Annotated in this window: 14 protein-coding genes; 7 read left to right on the plus strand and 7 right to left on the minus strand. The window is 51.0% G+C overall.

What is annotated here, in order from left to right; translation table 11 throughout:
• Window positions 1-14: 14 nt before the first annotated feature.
• On the minus strand, window positions 15-443 hold the full coding sequence (gene uspF / locus E1B03_RS07880) for a universal stress protein UspF (RefSeq protein ID WP_103768704.1): 429 nt from the start codon (window positions 441-443) through the stop codon (window positions 15-17).
• Window positions 444-971: 528 nt separating this feature from the next.
• On the opposite strand from uspF, the gene E1B03_RS07885 reads away from it, so the two are divergent.
• Window positions 972-2,066: a NapC/NirT family cytochrome c gene (locus E1B03_RS07885; protein WP_103768705.1), complete on the plus strand. Its 1,095-nt coding sequence runs from the start codon at window positions 972-974 to the stop codon at window positions 2,064-2,066.
• A gap of 20 nt (window positions 2,067-2,086) precedes the next feature.
• A complete protein-coding gene (locus E1B03_RS07890; RefSeq protein ID WP_133086010.1) occupies window positions 2,087-4,531 on the plus strand; it encodes a trimethylamine-N-oxide reductase 2 in 2,445 nt (814 codons plus the stop codon).
• A 69-nt stretch (window positions 4,532-4,600) separates the two neighbouring features.
• Here the strand turns inward: E1B03_RS07890 and E1B03_RS07895 are convergent, their stop codons facing one another.
• From E1B03_RS07895 to cusR, 5 genes are all read right to left on the minus strand, one after another.
• Window positions 4,601-5,404 (minus strand): MBL fold metallo-hydrolase, encoded by an 804-nt coding sequence (locus E1B03_RS07895; protein ID WP_103768707.1) that lies wholly within the window; start codon window positions 5,402-5,404, stop codon window positions 4,601-4,603.
• A gap of 83 nt (window positions 5,405-5,487) precedes the next feature.
• A complete protein-coding gene (locus E1B03_RS07900) occupies window positions 5,488-5,994 on the minus strand; it encodes a hypothetical protein (protein ID WP_103768708.1) in 507 nt (168 codons plus the stop codon).
• A 329-nt stretch (window positions 5,995-6,323) separates the two neighbouring features.
• On the minus strand, window positions 6,324-6,650 hold the full coding sequence (locus E1B03_RS07905; protein ID WP_103768709.1) for a copper-binding protein: 327 nt from the start codon (window positions 6,648-6,650) through the stop codon (window positions 6,324-6,326).
• A gap of 123 nt (window positions 6,651-6,773) precedes the next feature.
• A complete protein-coding gene (locus E1B03_RS07910; protein ID WP_103768710.1) occupies window positions 6,774-8,225 on the minus strand; it encodes a Cu(+)/Ag(+) sensor histidine kinase in 1,452 nt (483 codons plus the stop codon).
• Window positions 8,215-8,898, minus strand: a complete 684-nt coding sequence (gene cusR / locus E1B03_RS07915; protein ID WP_048226190.1) for a copper response regulator transcription factor CusR — start codon at window positions 8,896-8,898, stop codon at window positions 8,215-8,217. The genes E1B03_RS07910 and cusR overlap by 11 nt, the downstream gene beginning before the upstream one ends.
• Before the next feature lie 195 nt (window positions 8,899-9,093).
• On the opposite strand from cusR, the gene E1B03_RS07920 reads away from it, so the two are divergent.
• The 4 genes from E1B03_RS07920 (at window position 9,094) to E1B03_RS07935 (ending at window position 15,380) form a co-directional block, all read left to right on the plus strand.
• A complete protein-coding gene (locus E1B03_RS07920) occupies window positions 9,094-10,476 on the plus strand; it encodes an efflux transporter outer membrane subunit (protein ID WP_103768711.1) in 1,383 nt (460 codons plus the stop codon).
• 32 nt (window positions 10,477-10,508) lie between these two features.
• Window positions 10,509-10,856, plus strand: a complete 348-nt coding sequence (gene cusF, locus E1B03_RS07925; protein WP_133086011.1) for a cation efflux system protein CusF — start codon at window positions 10,509-10,511, stop codon at window positions 10,854-10,856.
• A gap of 76 nt (window positions 10,857-10,932) precedes the next feature.
• A complete protein-coding gene (locus tag E1B03_RS07930) occupies window positions 10,933-12,225 on the plus strand; it encodes an efflux RND transporter periplasmic adaptor subunit (RefSeq protein WP_103768713.1) in 1,293 nt (430 codons plus the stop codon).
• A gap of 11 nt (window positions 12,226-12,236) precedes the next feature.
• Entirely contained in the window at window positions 12,237-15,380 is a 3,144-nt protein-coding gene (locus E1B03_RS07935; RefSeq protein ID WP_133086012.1) for a CusA/CzcA family heavy metal efflux RND transporter, read from the plus strand.
• Between the two features lie 51 nt (window positions 15,381-15,431).
• Here E1B03_RS07935 and rclR read toward each other — a convergent pair whose 3' ends face one another.
• On the minus strand, window positions 15,432-16,286 hold the full coding sequence (gene rclR / locus E1B03_RS07940; RefSeq protein ID WP_103768715.1) for a reactive chlorine-specific transcriptional regulator RclR: 855 nt from the start codon (window positions 16,284-16,286) through the stop codon (window positions 15,432-15,434).
• A gap of 237 nt (window positions 16,287-16,523) precedes the next feature.
• Between rclR and rclA the strand changes: the two genes are divergently transcribed.
• Window positions 16,524-17,849, plus strand: coding sequence for a reactive chlorine resistance oxidoreductase RclA (rclA, locus tag E1B03_RS07945; RefSeq protein ID WP_133086013.1), 1,326 nt, complete (start codon window positions 16,524-16,526; stop codon window positions 17,847-17,849).
• The last annotated feature ends 168 nt before the right edge of the window (window positions 17,850-18,017 follow it).

Consider the following 18,017-nt stretch of genomic DNA (forward strand, 5'->3'; position numbering starts at 1 on the left):
CCATTTTAACGCTATCACCGCACAACCAGCACCGGACATTTCGCATGGCGTACGACGGCTGCTGCCGTTGAGCCCAGCAGATAAGTGCTAAAACCAGGCTTGTGTGAGGCGATGATAATAAGCTCTGCGTCAACCGCCTCCGCCAGCTTGAGGATCTGATCCTTCGGCGGGCCATAAACGACGTGAGTTTGACTCCTGCCGGCAGGAATATTGAACTGCTTAATAATTTCTTCGAGTTTTTCGCTGGCTTTGGCCTGCAAACCACTTCTGTCCGGAAATTCGGTAGAGTAGGCCAGCCCCAGCGAGGCATAGAACGGAACGGTAGGAATAACGGCTAAAAAGTGGACCTTAGCGGTTTTAGCATGCGCCTGGACCTGTGGAACAACATGGCGGGTTAAATCGGTTTCAGAGATATCAATGGGCACCAGAATTGAGCGATACATATTCACTACCTCCTGTTTGTTTACCTCTACCCCGAGTGTAGCGAAAGTCGTCCCTGTATAATAAGTGACCAGATCAAGGTTGCGTGCATCAATGCGCGTCAATGAAAGGTGAGTGTTGTAAGTCGGGTCATGTATGTACCTCTGAGCAAAGCTGCAAGACAGATATCATCATTAATTGGTGTTATCACGAAATAGAAAAGTGTTCGTTTTTATGTTTTTTCATTGTATATTTTATTATATAGCGAGTGTTGCCAATGGATTAATTTCAGCGCCTTTTAGTGTTTATCAAACTTTTATTCTGATGTTTTTATTATTAATAGTTAATTAAACTTTATGTTTAGTTTAATACTCTGATTTTAAACGAAATTTGATATTTGCATTTCGTTCTCATTAATTATGCGACCCCCTTCAAACTTACCCGTTTGCTGATTCTCATTTCCCTCTGCGTTTGATGAATATCAATAAGTAACCGCTTTAGGCTAATTATTGTCTACCCATTAAAGGGTATTCGTCTTGTGGGAATAAAAGATGAGAAAAATAAATAAAACCATCCTCTGGACGATGCTGCTGTGCATTGTTCTTGGTGCTGTTATCGTTTTGGCAGGGCAATGGACATTGCACAAAACGTCGAGCACGGAATTCTGTTTGTCGTGCCATACGATGCAGGCACCCTATGAGGAATATACCGGTTCGGTTCACTTCCAGAATCAGAAAGGGATTCGTGCAGAGTGTGCGGACTGTCATATCCCACAAGGCGGCCTGGATTATCTGGTGGCTAAGTTGCGGGCCTCAAAAGATGTTTATCACCAGTTCATAACCAAAAAAATCGATACCCCGGAAAAATTTGAAGAACACCGTCTGGAGATGGCGCAAACCGTTTGGGCACAGCTCAAGGCGACTGATTCCGCAACCTGTCGTAGCTGTCACAGCATGGACGCGATGGATCTTGCCGCACAAAGCGCGGATGCCCAGAAGATGCACAAAATGGGCATCGCGGAAAAGCAAACCTGCATTGATTGCCACAAGGGCGTCGCCCATTTCCCACCTGAAATCAAAATGGATGACAGCGCGCTTAAAGGGCTTGAAGCGCAGTCAGCCTCCACTCCAGCCTCGGCAACTGAGCTTTATGCCGTAAGCAATACCGCGCTTGGCGAGCTGGGAACCGTTTACCCGGCAACAAAAATGCAGGTCCTGAAATCAACGGATAACGCGCGACAAGTCGAGATTCGCGGTAGCCAGATGCAGGGAAGTGAACAGGTCATTTACTACGCGGCAGGACAGCGTTTGATTCTTGCCAGTCTGAGTGAAAAAGGTCAGCAGTCGCTGAAGATCCTCTCCGACTGGAAAAAAGATGATTACGGCAATGCGTGGCGAGATGTTGTGCTGCAGGGGGAATGGAGCGGTTCCGCTCTCGCCAGCCGTGAACCCATGTGGAATTACGCGCGCCAACTCGACAATGTGTATTGCGCGGGCTGCCATGCGCCAATTCCTGCGAGTCATTTCACGCTCAACGCCTGGCCTTCAGTGGCGAAAGGGATGGGCGCTCGTACCAATATCAGTGAAACCGAACTGGATATCCTGAGCCGTTACTTCCAGTACAACGCTAAAGACATGAACAAATAAGCGAAAAATCAGGAGAAATCATGAAACTCACAAGACGTGACTTTATCAAGACGGCTGGCGCGGCAACCGGGACAATGGCGATTTCTTCGGTGATCCCAATGCCAGCCTGGGCCGAAGGCCAAAATGGCGGAGCGATTCTGACGGCTGCACGTTGGGGCGCGGTATACGTTGAAGTAAAAGACGGCAAAGTGGTTTCCTCAAAAGGGGCATTACCGAAAACGGTACCGAACTCGTTACAGCAAACCGCGCCGGATCAGGTTCATACCAATATCCGCGTTAAGTATCCAATGGTGCGCAAAAGCTATCTGGAAAACCCAGGTAAAGCGGATGGTAAACGTGGCAACGATCCTTTCGTGCGGGTTAGCTGGGAGCAGGCGCTGAAACTCATTCATGAGCAGCATAGCCGGATTCGCGGCAGCTATGGCCCGGCCTCAATATTTGCCGGTTCCTATGGCTGGCGCTCCAGCGGTGTTCTGCATAAGGCGCAAACTTTACTGCAACGCTATATGAGCATGGCCGGTGGCTACGCTGGGCATACCGGTGATTATTCAACCGGGGCTGCACAGGTGATCATGCCTTACGTTGTGGGATCGGTTGAAGTCTATGAGCAGCAAACCACCTGGCCGATGGTGCTTGAGCACAGTCAGGTCGTGGTGCTGTGGGGGATGAACCCGCTCAACACCCTCAAAATTGCCTGGAGCAGCACGGATGAACAGGGGATTGAATACTTTAATCTGCTGAAAAAATCAGGGAAAAGCGTCATCGCCATCGATCCAATGCGTTCAGAAACCATTGAGTTCTTTGGTGAAAATGCCACCTGGATTGCGCCGCATATGGGGACCGATGTGGCGATGATGCTGGGGATCGCCCATACGCTGGTGAAGAAAAATCTCCACGACAAAGCCTTCCTGGAAAAATACACCACCGGATATCCGCAGTTTGAAGAGTATTTGCTCGGCAAGAACGACAAAATAGAGAAAACCGCCGAGTGGGCTTCCGGTGTGTGCGGCGTGCCTGCAGAGCAACTGGAGAAGTTGGCGGAAATTTTCTCCAGTAATAAAACTATGCTTATGGCGGGGTGGGGGATTCAGCGTCAGCAATACGGTGAGCAAAAACACTGGATGCTGGTGACTCTGGCGGCGATGCTGGGACAAATTGGTACCGAAGGCGGCGGATTTGGATTCTCGTATCACTATTCCAACGGCGGTAACCCAACGCGCACGGGTGGGGTATTGCCAGCAATTTCCGCCAAAATTGAGGGAGGGTCATCAGCGGGTAACGACTGGGCGGTTTCCGATGCGGTCACCAGCCTGCCGGTAGCGCGAATTGTTGAAGCACTGGAAAACCCAGGCGGCAAATATCAGCATAATGGTAAAGAGCAAACCTTCCCGGATATCAAAATGATCTGGTGGGCGGGCGGCGCTAACTTTACCCATCATCAGGATACTAACCGCTTAATCAAGGCCTGGCAGAAGCCTGAACTGGTTGTTATCTCCGAGTGCTACTGGACCGCAGCGGCCAAACACGCCGATATAGTCCTGCCGATCACCACATCGTTTGAACGTAACGATCTGACCATGACCGGTGACTACAGTAACCAGCACCTGGTGCCGATGAAACAGGTCATCGCGCCGCAGTTTGAAGCGCGTAGTGATTTTGACGTATTCGCCGATCTGGCTGAGATGCTCAAACCGGGTGGTAAGGCGGTTTATACCGAGGGCAAAGACGAAATGGCGTGGCTGAAGCAGTTCTATGACGTTGCGCAAAAAGCCGCCCGCGCCCAGCGTGTCGCCATGCCTCAGTTCAACGCGTTCTGGCAGCAGAATAAACTGATCGAAATGCGTGAGAATGAAAAGAACAACAAATATGTACGCTACGCGGATTTCCGCAGCGATCCGGTGATGAATGCGCTGGGAACGCCGAGCGGTAAGATAGAAATCTACTCGAAAACGATTGAAGGCTATCAATATAAAGATTGTCCGCCGCATGCGTCATGGATTGAACCCGATGAATGGAAAGGAACTGCGGATAAAGATCAACTGCAGCTACTGACGGCGCACCCGGCACATCGTCTGCATAGCCAGCTTAACTACGCGTCGCTGCGCAAAGAGTACGCTATTGCCGATCGCGAGCCGGTAACCATTCATCCGGATGACGCAAAAGCCAGAGGAATTGCTGAGGGCGATCTGGTACGCGTATGGAATGCGCGTGGACAGGTTCTGGTGGGCGCGCACGTTAGTGACGGCATTAAACCGGGAATCATCTGTATCCATGAAGGCGCATGGCCGGATATCGAAAACGGTATCTGTAAAAATGGCGGCGCGAACGTGCTGACGGCGGATATCCCGACTTCACGACTGGCGAATGGTTGTGCCGGGAATACCAGCCTGGTATACGCAGAAAAATACACCGGTAAAGCGCCAAAACTCACCGTCTTTGATGAGCCAGCAATTGTCACCATGTAATGATGACTGATAAACGGGGGCCGTAAGGCTCCCGTTTTTTATTGCTGGTTGGGCAATCTTTTATAGTCGTTACTCAGCCAGCACAATCACATCTCCCGTTGCCGGGGCGTCAGTTCCTGGTAGCCACAATCGCCCCCACGAACCGGTGCAATGACAGCCGAGCAGTTTTTCGGGTTGTTGTTGCTGAATAAATTGTCGGGTTCGCCATAGCTTAGCGGGGGAGGCGGCGCGTAAATGAAACCCACCGACGAGGGCGTATATTTGGCTAACGCCGGTAATGTTCTGGCAATGACGTACGATATTTTCTATTCCCCGATGCCCGCATCCGGTAATGATGACTAACCCGCGCTCAGATTTATAAATTAATACGCCTTCGTCGCTGATGTAATCCGGTTGAGGTATTTTCTCGCTAATAACGCCGTAGGCCTGCGGAGTGGGGACACTTATTTCCCCGGACCACAAAAAGCGATCGCTGATAGCCAACGGTTTACGGGTGTATTCCATGATGTGTCGAGAATAGTCATTTTCACGCGAGAGTTTTTTTATTTTTCTTGGCGTACCCGCCAGGGTTATTGAGGCGTACCGCTCGCAGGCTATTTGGGGATGGCAAATGATACGGCTGTTATCCGCAAGCCACGGCACGCCGCCGCAATGATCGTAATGGCCGTGCGAAAGGACCACGGCGGTCAATTGCGTCAGATCTATGCCCATTTGCGCGGCGTTAAGTATGAAGCTGTCGTCCGGCCCGGTATCAAACAGGATGGTAGTGGTTTCATCCTGAACTAACAGACTTAATCCAGGCTTTGCCTGTAATGATTTATCTGCGCTCGCCGCGCGCCGGTTTTCAAGCAAAACCGTAAGGGTTAAAGCCATGCCTGACTCCAGTATTCAAACGGCATACTGTAATGCATGACCTCTGAGAGCGCTGTGATCGCAGCGCTCTTTAGCGGTATCCGTTATTCGCGTACAATTTTGCCAGCGTTACCGGCATCGCTGTCATTCCAGCTACCACGACCATTTGTTTTAATGGTGTAAGTGGCATAGCCGACACGGAAGGTCATCGTATCCTTATAGGTATTTACGTCACGCACTTCATTTCCATTGACGTAAACGCCGGAGTCCTCGACGTGAATATCCACGCTGCGTTGCCCATTGGCAAATTTGGCCACGTAATTTCCGCTGAATTTGCCGTCAATACCGGCATTGTCGCGGTTATCCCGGTCAGCGGTATTTTGCTGCTGTTCACCATGACGGTGATGACGATTCTGCGGGCTGTTACCGTTCTCAATAAACCCATGATCGCGGTTCCACTGATAGGATTTATTGATATCGCAGCCATTGAGTTCACTCATTTGCGTACAACCTGAACGTTCGTACTTTTTCTGCATTGCCGGAGTAATAGCACATGCTGTGGTAGCCGTTGTCAGACCGAGGACAAAGAGTGCCAGCAGACGTTTGTTCATTTTTTTGCTCACTATCATCATTTAGTTTATTTATAGGAATACGCACTGTTTGGATGTCGTGTTTACGACGACGGCAGTCTCCCATTTAATATTAATGACGCATACCAGGGGAAATCCTAATTTATATTAATAGCGAGGTTGTGGAGGCTGTAATATGCAAAATCATAAACAGGTGGGTTACGTATTTCATACAAGAAAAATAAAACGCTTAAATGTATTTACTTTTTAATGGGGTTTTTAAAATCATATTAATATTGACATTAACGGAAGGGACGCAGGCTTGTAGAAGCACAGGCCTGCGTGGAAATTGGATTCAACACAGAACAACGTTACCCTTGTGCGGGGATCTGTGCGCGGTGCTGTTCGGCCTGTACCTCATGGGCAAATGAATGGCCGTTATTCACTGACTGGTGAACGACCATCGCTTTTTCATGCTCATTCATTTGTGAAAAGGACCGCGCCAGGGATGGTGTTGACGTGGAATTTTTCACCTGTGCGGCGTGTGCTTGCGCCATTTGTTGATGTGCAGGTGCCTCGCTGTTATTCATCATTTCATGGGCCACTGCGGCCTGCTGATGCATTTCGGGGGTGTCTGCCGCATTAACGCCAGCTGAAATAAAAAATGCGATAGCTAAAAAAGAGGACATCTTATTCATCATATTTCTCCAGTATGGGTTTACGGAAGAAATTATAATTAGCGAGGGCTGTCAGCGACGTGACTGAATTATGACGGTTGTGTCAGAGAATAGATGATGATGCCGAAGCACCATCTCCGTAAATTACATCCCATGCTTGGGCAGCGTCAGAATAAATCGGGTGGCAAGCCGATCGGATGTCACCGAGACTTTTCCCTGATGGGCGATGACAATCGATTTCACAATCGCCAGGCCAATACCGCTGCCTTCACCTTTGCGCTGTCGCGAAGGGTCTACCCGATAAAACCGGTCAAAGAGCCGGGGGAGATGCTGTGGGGGAATGGGGATGCCGGGATTTTCCACGATGATCTGCACCTGATTGTCCGCCTCTTTTACCCGCACGGTTACCGACTCGCCTTTTGGCGTGTAGCGCATAGCATTTGACAGCAGATTGCTCACCGCCCGACGTAGCATTAGCGGATCGCCCGAAACCCAGCATGCGCGTCCTTCAAAACGTAAGCCAACCTCGCGTTCTTCTGCCCAGGCTTCGAAAAAGTCGAACACTTTCCCCACCTCATCAGCCAGATTAAGCGCTGTCTTTTCCGGGATGAGCTGATTGTTGTCTGCCTGCGCCAGAAACAGCATATCGCTGACCATTTTCGACATGCGGCCAAATTCTTCGAGATTGGAATACAGCACGTCTTCCAGCTCTTTTGGGCTACGGGTTTGGCTGAGTGCAATTTCCGTTTGCGTGACGAGGTTAGTTATTGGCGTGCGGATCTCATGAGCAATATCCGCAGAGAAGTTCGACTGGCGTTTAAATACGTCCTCAATACGTTCGATCATATGATTAAATGAACTTACCAGCTGTTCCAGTTCAATGGGAACAGCTTGCGGATCGAGACGCACATCCAGATCTTTCGAGGTGATATTTTGGATACGGCGACTGACGTTACGGATCGGTTCATGGCCTTTATATACGGCAAACAGCACGATAAAAACAATCATCATGCTAATCAGCGATGCCGTCATAATCAGTTTATTTTTCAGGTCGTTAATATAGTGCAGATGAAAATCGATCGATAACGCCAGATACAGCGTATATGCCGGTTTTCCATCGGCTAGCTGTCCAACAGGCAGGCGAATCATTCGCCAGTTAGACGATGTTTTCTGTCCGTGAACATGTTTGGGCGTTTGCAGCGTTGGGCCGGAGATAATAAATACATCGCTGGCATGGGCATTTTTGTCCGGTCTTGCACTGGCGATAAATTGTCGGAGATCCGGCGCATTAGGCGAATGAAAAATAGCCTTCTGGTTGCTATCTTCCAGAGAAATAATGACGTTCGAGTAACCCGCTACCACGTTTTTTAGCGTTTCCAGACGGCGTGATTCTGGCTCGTTGGGTTGGTTAATAATTCGCTCCAGCGTGGCGCTGATCTCTTGTAAATCATTAATGTCCTGCTCGGCGAAATGGACCTTTACCGAGTGGATCATTATCCATGCAAAGGCGAAAAATGAAGCGATCGTCGCCAGGCTGATAAAAAAGGTCAGTCGTGTTGCCAGCGAGAAAGGGCGTCGCCATCGTTTACTGGCCATCAGGAACCTCAAGCATATATCCCACGCCGCGCACGGTCTGAATCAGTTTCGGCTCAAAGTCGTTATCGATTTTGGCGCGCAGACGCTTCACGGCGACGTCGATAGCATTGGTATCGCTGTCGAAATTCATATCCCAGACCTGAGAGGCGATCAGCGAGCGGGGCAAAACTTCCCCCTGATGGCGTAGGAAAAACTCAAGCAGCGTAAACTCTTTGCTGGTCAGGGTGATGCGCGTACCGCTGCGGGTGACTTTTCTGCTGACCAGATCGACCATCAAATCCGCGACCTGAAACTGGCTTTCGACAATCACCGCCGCCCCCCGGCGCAGCAGCGTTCTGACCCGCGCCAGCAGCTCGGCGAAAGCGAACGGTTTGACCAGGTAATCATCTGCGCCTAATTCCAGACCTTTAACCCGATGTTCAATGGTGCCCAGCGCGGTGAGAAGAAGAATAGGCATCCCTTTGTTAGCGGAACGCAGCATCCGCACGATATCCCAGCCGTTTACATCCGGCAGCATGATGTCGAGTATGAGCAGGTCGTAATCACCGGTCATCGCCAGGTGATACCCGTTCAGGCCGTTATCCGCCAAATCCACGACAAAACCCGCTTCCGTCAGGCCTTTCGTCAGGTATTCACCGGTTTTTTTCTCATCTTCGACTATCAAGACCTTCATCGCATTCTCCTTCTCGCACTGGTTGTGCGGACTTTTAATTCTAGGGAAGCGGGATCGGATAGCAATCGGTTATTGGGAAAATGACAGTTTTGTCATTTTCCTGTCACCGGTTAAACAGAGTCACTTGGTTAAAGTACAACACTATAAATTCCTACATATTTTAGGGTCATCAGTCCGGTCAGGACGAGAAGAACTATGAGCAAATTTAAGCTTCTTACCCTCAGTGCTGTATTCGTTCTCGCCGGTTGTTCATTGGCGCCGGAGTATCAGCGTCCGGCATTGCCGGTGCCGCAGCAATTCTCCTTAAGCCAGAATGCGTTGGTTTCTGCACCGGCGGGGTATCAGGATACGGGTTGGCGGACCTTCTTCGTTGATCCCCAGGTAAAGGCGCTGATCGGCGAAGCGTTGGTCAATAACCGCGATTTACGTATGGCAGTGCTGAAAGTTCAGGAAGCGAGAGCGCAATATGGCGTCACGGACGCTGACCGCTATCCGCAGGTTACGGCAGGCTCCAGCGGTACCTACAGCGGTAAATTAAAAGGCGATAGCAGCACCAACCGTGAATTCGAGGCCGGGCTGAATCTCAGTTTCGATCTGGATTTTTTCGGTCGGCTGAAGAATATGAGTGAAGCCGAGCGACAGAACTTCTTTGCCAGCGAAGAGGCGCGTCGGGCAGTTCACATCTCATTAATCTCCAACGTGTCGCAAAGTTATTTCAATCAGCGTCTGGCTTATGCGCAACTGCAAATTGCCGAAGAAACGCTGCAAAACTATCAGCGCTCTTACGCTTTTGTGGAAAAACAACTGCTGACCGGCAGTACCAACGTACTGGCGCTGGAACAGGCGCGGGGCGTGATTGAAAGCACGCGCAGCGAAATCGCGAAGCGTAAAGGCGAACTGGCTCAGGCAAACAACGCGTTGCAGCTGTTGCTGGGTACGTACGGAAAATTACCCAACGACCAGACGCGCAGCCGCGGGGATATTAAACCGGTGACGCTGCCGCCATCGTTGTCATCGCAAATATTGTTGCAGCGCCCGGATATTCTGGAAGCCGAGCACGGATTAATGGCGGCGAATGCCAATATCGGTGCAGCGCGGGCGGCGTTTTTCCCGTCAATTACTCTGACCAGTTCAGTTTCCAGTAGCAGCAGCGATCTCTCCAGCTTATTTAATGCCGCCAGCGGCATGTGGAATTTTGTTCCCAAAATAGATATTCCAATTTTTAACGCCGGACGTAATCAGTCCAATCTCGATCTCGCCGAAATACGCCAGCAGCAGTCGGTGGTGAATTACGAACAAAAAATTCAGAACGCCTTTAAAGAGGTGGCGGATGCGCTGGTGTTACGCCAAAGCATCGCCGATCAAATTAGCGGTCAGCAGCGCTATTTGACGTCATTGCAAATCACCTTACAACGCGCCCGAGCTCTTTATCAAAATGGTGCAGTTAGCTATATCGAAGTTTTGGATGCCGAACGTTCTTTATTCGCCACGCAGCAATCGCTGCTCGATCTTAATTACGCCCAACAGGTTAATGAAATTAAGCTGTTTGCTGCTTTAGGCGGCGGTTGGGTGGAGTAATCCTTAATATTAACTTTTCAGGAGCATCAAGTATGAAGACTACCGCCAAAGCCGCGTTGTTTAGCCTTTTCTCTGTGGTCATGTTTAACGCTCAGGCCAATGAGCATCAGCATGGCGAAATGATGAATATGCAGCCTGCGGCTCAACAGGAACAACGCATTAACGCCACAGGCGTGATTGAAGCTGTTGATATGGAAAGTAAAAAAATCACGATTAAGCATGACCCCATTCCGGCGGTGAACTGGCCGGCCATGACGATGCGTTTTACGCTGGTTGCCGACACAAAGGCTGATGATATTAAACCCGGCGATAAGGTGGCGTTCACGTTTGTTCAGCAGGGAAACCTCTCTGTGTTACGCGATATTCACATCAGTAAATAACGTTCTCGCTGGTCTCTTTTATTCTCGCCCGAATTCTTCGTAATACGGGTGAGACTATCGCGCAATGGAAATCATTATGGCGTCTTTAAATATTAAAAATACCGCGCTTATTCTTGCGGGCATGATTGCCGGTGGGGCTATTTCTGCCGGTATTTATACTTATTATTCATCCGCAAAAGCAACGGCTGAAACCGGGCAGGCTTCGCCAAAAGAAGCCAGAAAAGTTTTGTTTTGGTACGACCCCATGTACCCGAACACGCGCTTTGATAAGCCGGGTAAATCGCCGTTTATGGATATGGATTTGATCCCGAAATATGCCGATGAAGAGACCGCGAGCGCGTCAGAGCCTGGCGTGCGCATCGATCCCACCCAGACCCAGAATTTGGGGCTAAAAACAGAACCTGTGCGCCGTGGGCCGCTGCACTACGCGCAAACTTTCCCGGCTAACGTTAGCTATAACGAATACCAGTTCGTTATTGTCCAGGCACGCTCCGCAGGCTTTATCGAGAAGGTTTACCCGCTAACCGTAGGCGACAAAATTAAGCAAGGCGCGCCGCTTATCGACCTGACGATTCCCGACTGGGTTGAGGCGCAGAGCGAATATTTATTGCTGCGGGAGACCGGTGGTAGCGCGACACAGGTGGAAGGGATTCTGGAGAGATTACGCCTGGCCGGAATGCCTGAAGCGGATATTCAGCGCTTAAAATCAACGCGTAAAATTCAGACCCGCTTTACCCTGAAAGCCCCCATTGATGGGGTGATTACCGCATTCGATTTGCGTACCGGCATGAACATTTCTAAAGACAATGTGGTCGCGAAAATTCAGGGGATGGATCCGGTATGGGTTAGCGCGTCGGTCCCGGAATCGATCGCCTGGCTGATTAAAGACGCCTCGCAATTTAGCATCACCGTGCCAGCCTGGCCGGATAAGTCTTTCACCATCAGCAAATGGAATATCTTACCCAGCGTCGATGCTACCACGCGGACGTTGCAGATCCGTTTGCAGGTCGAAAACCGCGACGAGGCGCTCAAGCCAGGGATGAATGCTTATCTGCAACTGAAAACGCAAAGTGAGCCGATGCTGCTGATCCCCTCTAAGGCACTGATTGATACGGGGACGGAGCAGCGGGTAATCACCGTCGATAACGACGGTCGTTTTGTGCCGAAACAGGTTGCGGTTTTCCATGAATCACAGGGGCTAACGGCTATTCGATCGGGTCTGACTGAAGGTGAAAAAGTGGTGTCCAGCGGTCTGTTCCTGATTGATTCCGAGGCGAATATCTCTGGCGCACTGGACCGTATGCGCGCGCAGAGCAGTAGTGCACAAGACGCAGGCGCGATGCCAACCCCGGCGGCCCATTCACACTGAGGACATGATAAATGATTGAATGGATTATCCGCCGTTCGGTGGCAAACCGTTTTTTGGTGATGATGGGGGCGCTGTTTCTCAGTATCTGGGGAACCTGGACCATCATCAATACCCCGGTTGATGCGCTGCCCGATCTCTCTGATGTTCAGGTGATCGTCAAAACCAGTTATCCGGGGCAGGCTCCGCAAATCGTTGAGAATCAGGTGACCTACCCGTTAACCACCACCATGCTGTCGGTTCCGGGCGCGAAGACGGTGCGCGGTTTCTCGCAGTTTGGCGATTCCTATGTGTACGTCATTTTCGAAGATGGCACCGATCCTTACTGGGCGCGCTCGCGTGTGCTGGAATATCTCAACCAGGTGCAGGGTAAATTACCGGCAGGCGTTAGCGCGGAAATGGGACCGGACGCCACGGGGGTCGGCTGGATCTTTGAATACGCGCTGGTGGATCGCAGCGGGAAACACGATCTGGCCCAATTACGTTCCCTTCAGGACTGGTTTTTAAAATATGAGTTAAAAACAATTCCGAACGTGGCCGAGGTGGCTTCGGTCGGCGGCGTGGTTAAACAGTATCAGGTTGTTATCGACCCGATGAAGCTTACGCAATATGGCATCAGCCTGGCGGAGGTGAAATCTGCGCTGGATTCGTCGAATCAGGAAGCGGGCGGCTCGTCCGTTGAGATGGCTGAAGCGGAATATATGGTCCGCGCGAGTGGATATCTACAAACGCTGGATGATTTCAACAACATCGTCCTGAAAACAGGGACCGACGGAGTGCCTGTTTACCTGCGTGATGTTGCGCGCGTACAGATTGGGCCGGAAATGCGCCGTGGGATCGCTGAACTCAACGGTGAAGGTGAAGTGGCGGGCGGGGTGGTTATCCTGCGTTCCGGTAAAAATGCGCGTGAGGTTATCTCCGCCGTTAAAGCTAAACTCGACACGTTGAAAAGCAGCCTGCCGGAAGGCGTAGAGGTAGTTACAACATACGATCGCAGTCAGCTCATCGATCGTGCCATTGATAACCTGAGCTATAAGCTGCTGGAAGAGTTTATCGTCGTTGCGCTGGTGTGCGCCCTTTTCTTGTGGCATTTGCGTTCGGCGCTGGTGGCGATTATTTCCCTGCCGCTGGGATTGTGTATCGCGTTTATCGTGATGCATTTCCAGGGACTGAACGCCAATATCATGTCGCTTGGGGGAATTGCCATTGCCGTCGGGGCGATGGTGGATGCTGCAATTGTGATGATTGAAAACGCCCATAAGCGGCTGGAAGAGTGGGGGCATCAGCATCCGGATGAAAAACTGGATAACGCCACGCGTTGGAAGGTCATTACCGACGCTTCGGTAGAAGTCGGCCCGGCGTTGTTCATCAGCCTGCTGATAATTACCCTGTCATTTATCCCAATTTTCACCCTTGAGGGGCAAGAGGGGCGACTGTTCGGCCCGCTGGCGTTTACCAAAACCTATGCCATGGCGGGCGCGGCGTTTTTGGCCATTGTGGTTATTCCAATCCTGATGGGATTCTGGATCCGTGGCAAGATACCGGCGGAAAGCAGTAACCCGCTAAACCGCTTCCTGATCCGTATTTACCATCCGTTGTTGTTGAAGGTGCTGCACTGGCCCAAAACCACCCTCCTGGTAGCGGTGCTTTCAATTCTGACGGTTATCTACCCGTTGAATAAAGTCGGTGGGGAATTCCTGCCGCAGATTAACGAAGGCGACCTGCTGTATATGCCTTCAACCCTGCCTGGGATTTCAGCGGCCCAGGCGGCGGACATGCTGCAAAAAACCGATAAGCTGATCATGACCGTTCCGGAAGTCGCGCGCGTGTTTGGTAAAACCGGTAAGGCGGAAACCGCAACGGATTCCGCGCCGCTGGAAATGGTCGAAACGACTATCCAACTGAAGCCGCAGGATCAGTGGCGTCCGGGTATGACGATGGACAAAATCATCGCCGAGCTGGACAAAACCGTACGCTTGCCGGGGCTGGCCAATCTGTGGGTTCCACCGATTCGTAACCGTATCGACATGCTCTCTACCGGTATCAAAAGCCCAATCGGTATCAAGGTGTCAGGCAATGTTCTGGCTGATATTGACGCCACGGCGGAACAAATCGAAGAGGTGGCCAGAACCGTCCCGGGCGTCTCTTCGGCGCTGGCCGAGCGCCTGGTGGGGGGGCGCTATCTCAACGTGGATATTAATCGGGAGAAAGCGGCCCGTTACGGCATGAACGTGGGGGCGGTGCAGCTGTTTGTCACCTCAGCGGTAGGAGGCGCGATGGTGGGTGAAACGGTGGAAGGGATTGCTCGTTACCCTATCAACCTACGCTATGCACAGAGCTATCGCGATAGCCCGGAAGCGTTACGTAATCTGCCGATTCTGACGCCCATGAAGCAGCAAATCACGCTGGCAGATGTTGCAGATGTCACGGTAGTTTCTGGTCCGTCGATGTTAAAAACCGAAGATGCGCGTCCAACCAGCTGGATTTATATCGATGCCCGCGACCGCGACATGGTTTCGGTGGTAAACGATCTGAAAAAAGCGATCGCTGAAAACGTACAGTTAAAGCCGGGGACCAGCGTGGCGTTTTCCGGGCAGTTCGAGCTGCTTGAACGCGCCAGCCATAAGCTCAAACTGATGGTGCCGATGACGTTGATGATTATCTTCGTTCTGCTTTACCTGGCATTCCGTCGCTTTGGTGAGGCGCTGCTGATTATCACCAGCGTCCCCTTTGCGCTGGTGGGCGGCATCTGGTTCCTCTACTGGATGGGGTTCCATATGTCGGTTGCAACCGGAACCGGATTTATTGCGCTCGCGGGCGTTGCCGCAGAGTTTGGCGTGGTGATGTTGATGTACTTGCGTCACGCTATTGAAGCCGAACCCGCGCTGGAAAATCCGCAAACCTTTACGGCGGATAAGCTGGATCAGGCGTTGTATCACGGCGCGGTGCTGCGCGTGCGTCCTAAAGCGATGACCGTGGCGGTGATTATCGCGGGCCTGCTACCTATCTTGTGGGGGACGGGGGCTGGCTCAGAAGTCATGAGCCGCATAGCCGCGCCGATGATTGGCGGCATGATCACCGCACCATTGCTGTCGCTGTTCATTATCCCGGCGGCGTATAAGCTGATGTGGCTGCACAGGCACCGTAGCCAAAAATAGTGCCTTGAAGCGCACGCCTGCGTCGGTTTGGTTATCGATGCAGGCGTTGCGTTACGCCGCCAACGCTTTCACGCGTTTGCGGTACTCGCCCGGCGTGCAGCCAAACTCCCGTAAAAAGACTTTATGGAATGACGATTCGCTGGCGTAGCCCACCGACTCAGCCACAACAACCAATGGCTGCGACCCGCGTGACAGCATCTGGGCGGCAAATTGCAGTCGTAACGTGGTTAACACCGCCAGCGGTGTCGAATTTGACACTTCACGGAATAGCTGCGCGAAGCTGGCCCGCGACATATGCGCGCGCTTGGCCAGCTCTTCAACGGTCCAGGCAAAAGCCGGTGACTCCAGCATCAGGAAGACGACGGCCCCTAGTTTAGGGTGCAGTAATAAATTCAATACGTTATGCACAGGCGTCGCCTTGGTTAACCACTCGCGAACGGTCAAGGCAAACAGGGTAGCGCATTGTTGGCTGCATACTACACTGGAACCTGGTAGCGCACTCATAGACTCCTGTTGCATCAGCGCAATCATAGCTTTGAGCCAGTGGCTGACGGGGCTGTTTTCATCAGGAGCCAGAACCAGAACTTCAGGCAGCGCAGTTAAAAAATAACGAGAGGAAGCGTGCAGCCGCAGGCTACCGCAAACGATATGCGTTTGTTCATCGCCAGACTGGCAGAGTCGGTGCGCGGAGTTTTGCGGCAGGATAACAAGAATTCCGGGGCGTAGGGTAAAAGATGTCCCGTCAGGCATGTCCAGTTGAGCAGCCCCTTGGGTGACCGTATGCCAGCGGATAATGGACAACTCACCCGCGGCATGCGGCAGTTGCCAGTCCCTGCTTAGTAGGCAGTTTTGATCGATTGAGCCTTGTGGGTCGTTAAGCATAAGTAATCGGCTAAGGGCATCCATGTAGACTCCTGAACATCTTTGGCTGTCGTTTATTGAAACAATATTATCTCTTTAATTCAATATTAGATGAATACCTTCAAGGTGTTAGTTAGAAATCGCATTCTCTAAATATTAATCATCTTTAAAGCTGATTTAGACGATTTGACAGTAATTGGCGAGTCGTGGATACAGTGTTCTGGCAAAGTTCAACCTATACTTCAGTTCATCAAACGAACAGTGACTTGGCGGAGAGAGAGCATGAATCAGTATCAGGCGATTGTTATCGGATTTGGCAAAGCGGGTAAAACGCTGGCGGCTACCCTGGCGAAAACGGGCTGGCGTGTGGCGATTATTGAACAATCAAACACCATGTATGGTGGGACATGTATTAATATCGGCTGCATTCCGACCAAAACCCTGGTACACGATGCTGAGCTTCAGCATAATTTTGCCGAGGCGATGCAGCGCAAAGCCTCCGTTGTCAGCTTCTTACGTGATAAAAACTTCCATAATCTTGCCGATCTGGAAAACGTGGATGTGATTGAAGGTCGTGCTGAATTCGTTGATAACCATACTGTACGGGTCGTGCAGTCAACAGGCGCGATTGAGCTAAGCGGCGAGAAGATCTTTATTAACACCGGCGCACAGTCAACGATGCCGAACGTGGAAGGGTTAACCACCACTCCAGGCGTATTTGACAGCACTGGTCTGCTAAATTTGACACAACGTCCTGAGCGTTTAGGTATTTTGGGCGGCGGTTATATCGGGGTTGAATTTGCATCGATGTTTGCTAACTTCGGCAGCAAAGTCACCATTTATGAAGCAGCTCCGCTGTTTTTAGCCCGTGAAGATCGGGATATTGCCGACGCTATCGCCAATATTTTACGCGACAAAGGGGTTGAGATTATCCTTAACGCCAACGTACGGTCAGTTTCGTCCCAGGACGGTGCGGTGCAGCTGCAAATGCTGGAAGGTAGCCAGACCGTGGATGCGTTACTGGTGGCATCAGGCCGCAAACCGGCGACTGAAAATCTGCAGTTGCAGAAAGCGGGTGTGGATGTAAATGACCGCGGTGCCATTATTGTGAATAAATATCTACGTACCTCGGCAGATAACATTTGGGCAATGGGCGATGTCACCGGTGGATTACAATTTACCTATATCTCGCTGGATGACTTCCGTATTGTACGTGACAACCTGTTAGGCGAGGGGTTACGTAATACCGGCGATCGCCAAAACGTACCTTATTCCGTCTTTATGACGCCGCCGCTTTCCCGCGTGGGAATGACAGAAGAACAGGCTCGCGCCAGCGGTGCGGCGGTGCAGGTCGTCACACTACCGGTTGCGGCTATCCCGCGTGCACGGGTAATGGATGACACACGTGGTGTCCTTAAAGCGGTGGTGGATAGCGAAACGAAACAGATCCTGGGCGTATCGCTGCTGTGCGTGGATTCTCATGAGATGATTAATATCATTAAGACCGTAATGGATGCGGGCTTACCTTATACAACGTTGCGTGACCAAATATTTACTCATCCGAGCATGAGCGAATCATTAAACGATCTATTTTCTCTCGTTAAATAATAAAAGCGTAGTCTGCATTTTTTTGCCCCACCCGTGTGGGGCTTTTTTTTGTCTTTTTGCCGGGTGAATACTAATTGACAGTTATTCTGGCGTGATGGATGAAATAAAATAAATCGACGTGTTTTATTATATTGTCACTGAAACTACTGGTTAATGGAAATAGAAATG

Origin of the sequence: Citrobacter arsenatis (assembly GCF_004353845.1) — a bacterium.
Taxonomy (GTDB): domain Bacteria; phylum Pseudomonadota; class Gammaproteobacteria; order Enterobacterales; family Enterobacteriaceae; genus Citrobacter; species Citrobacter arsenatis.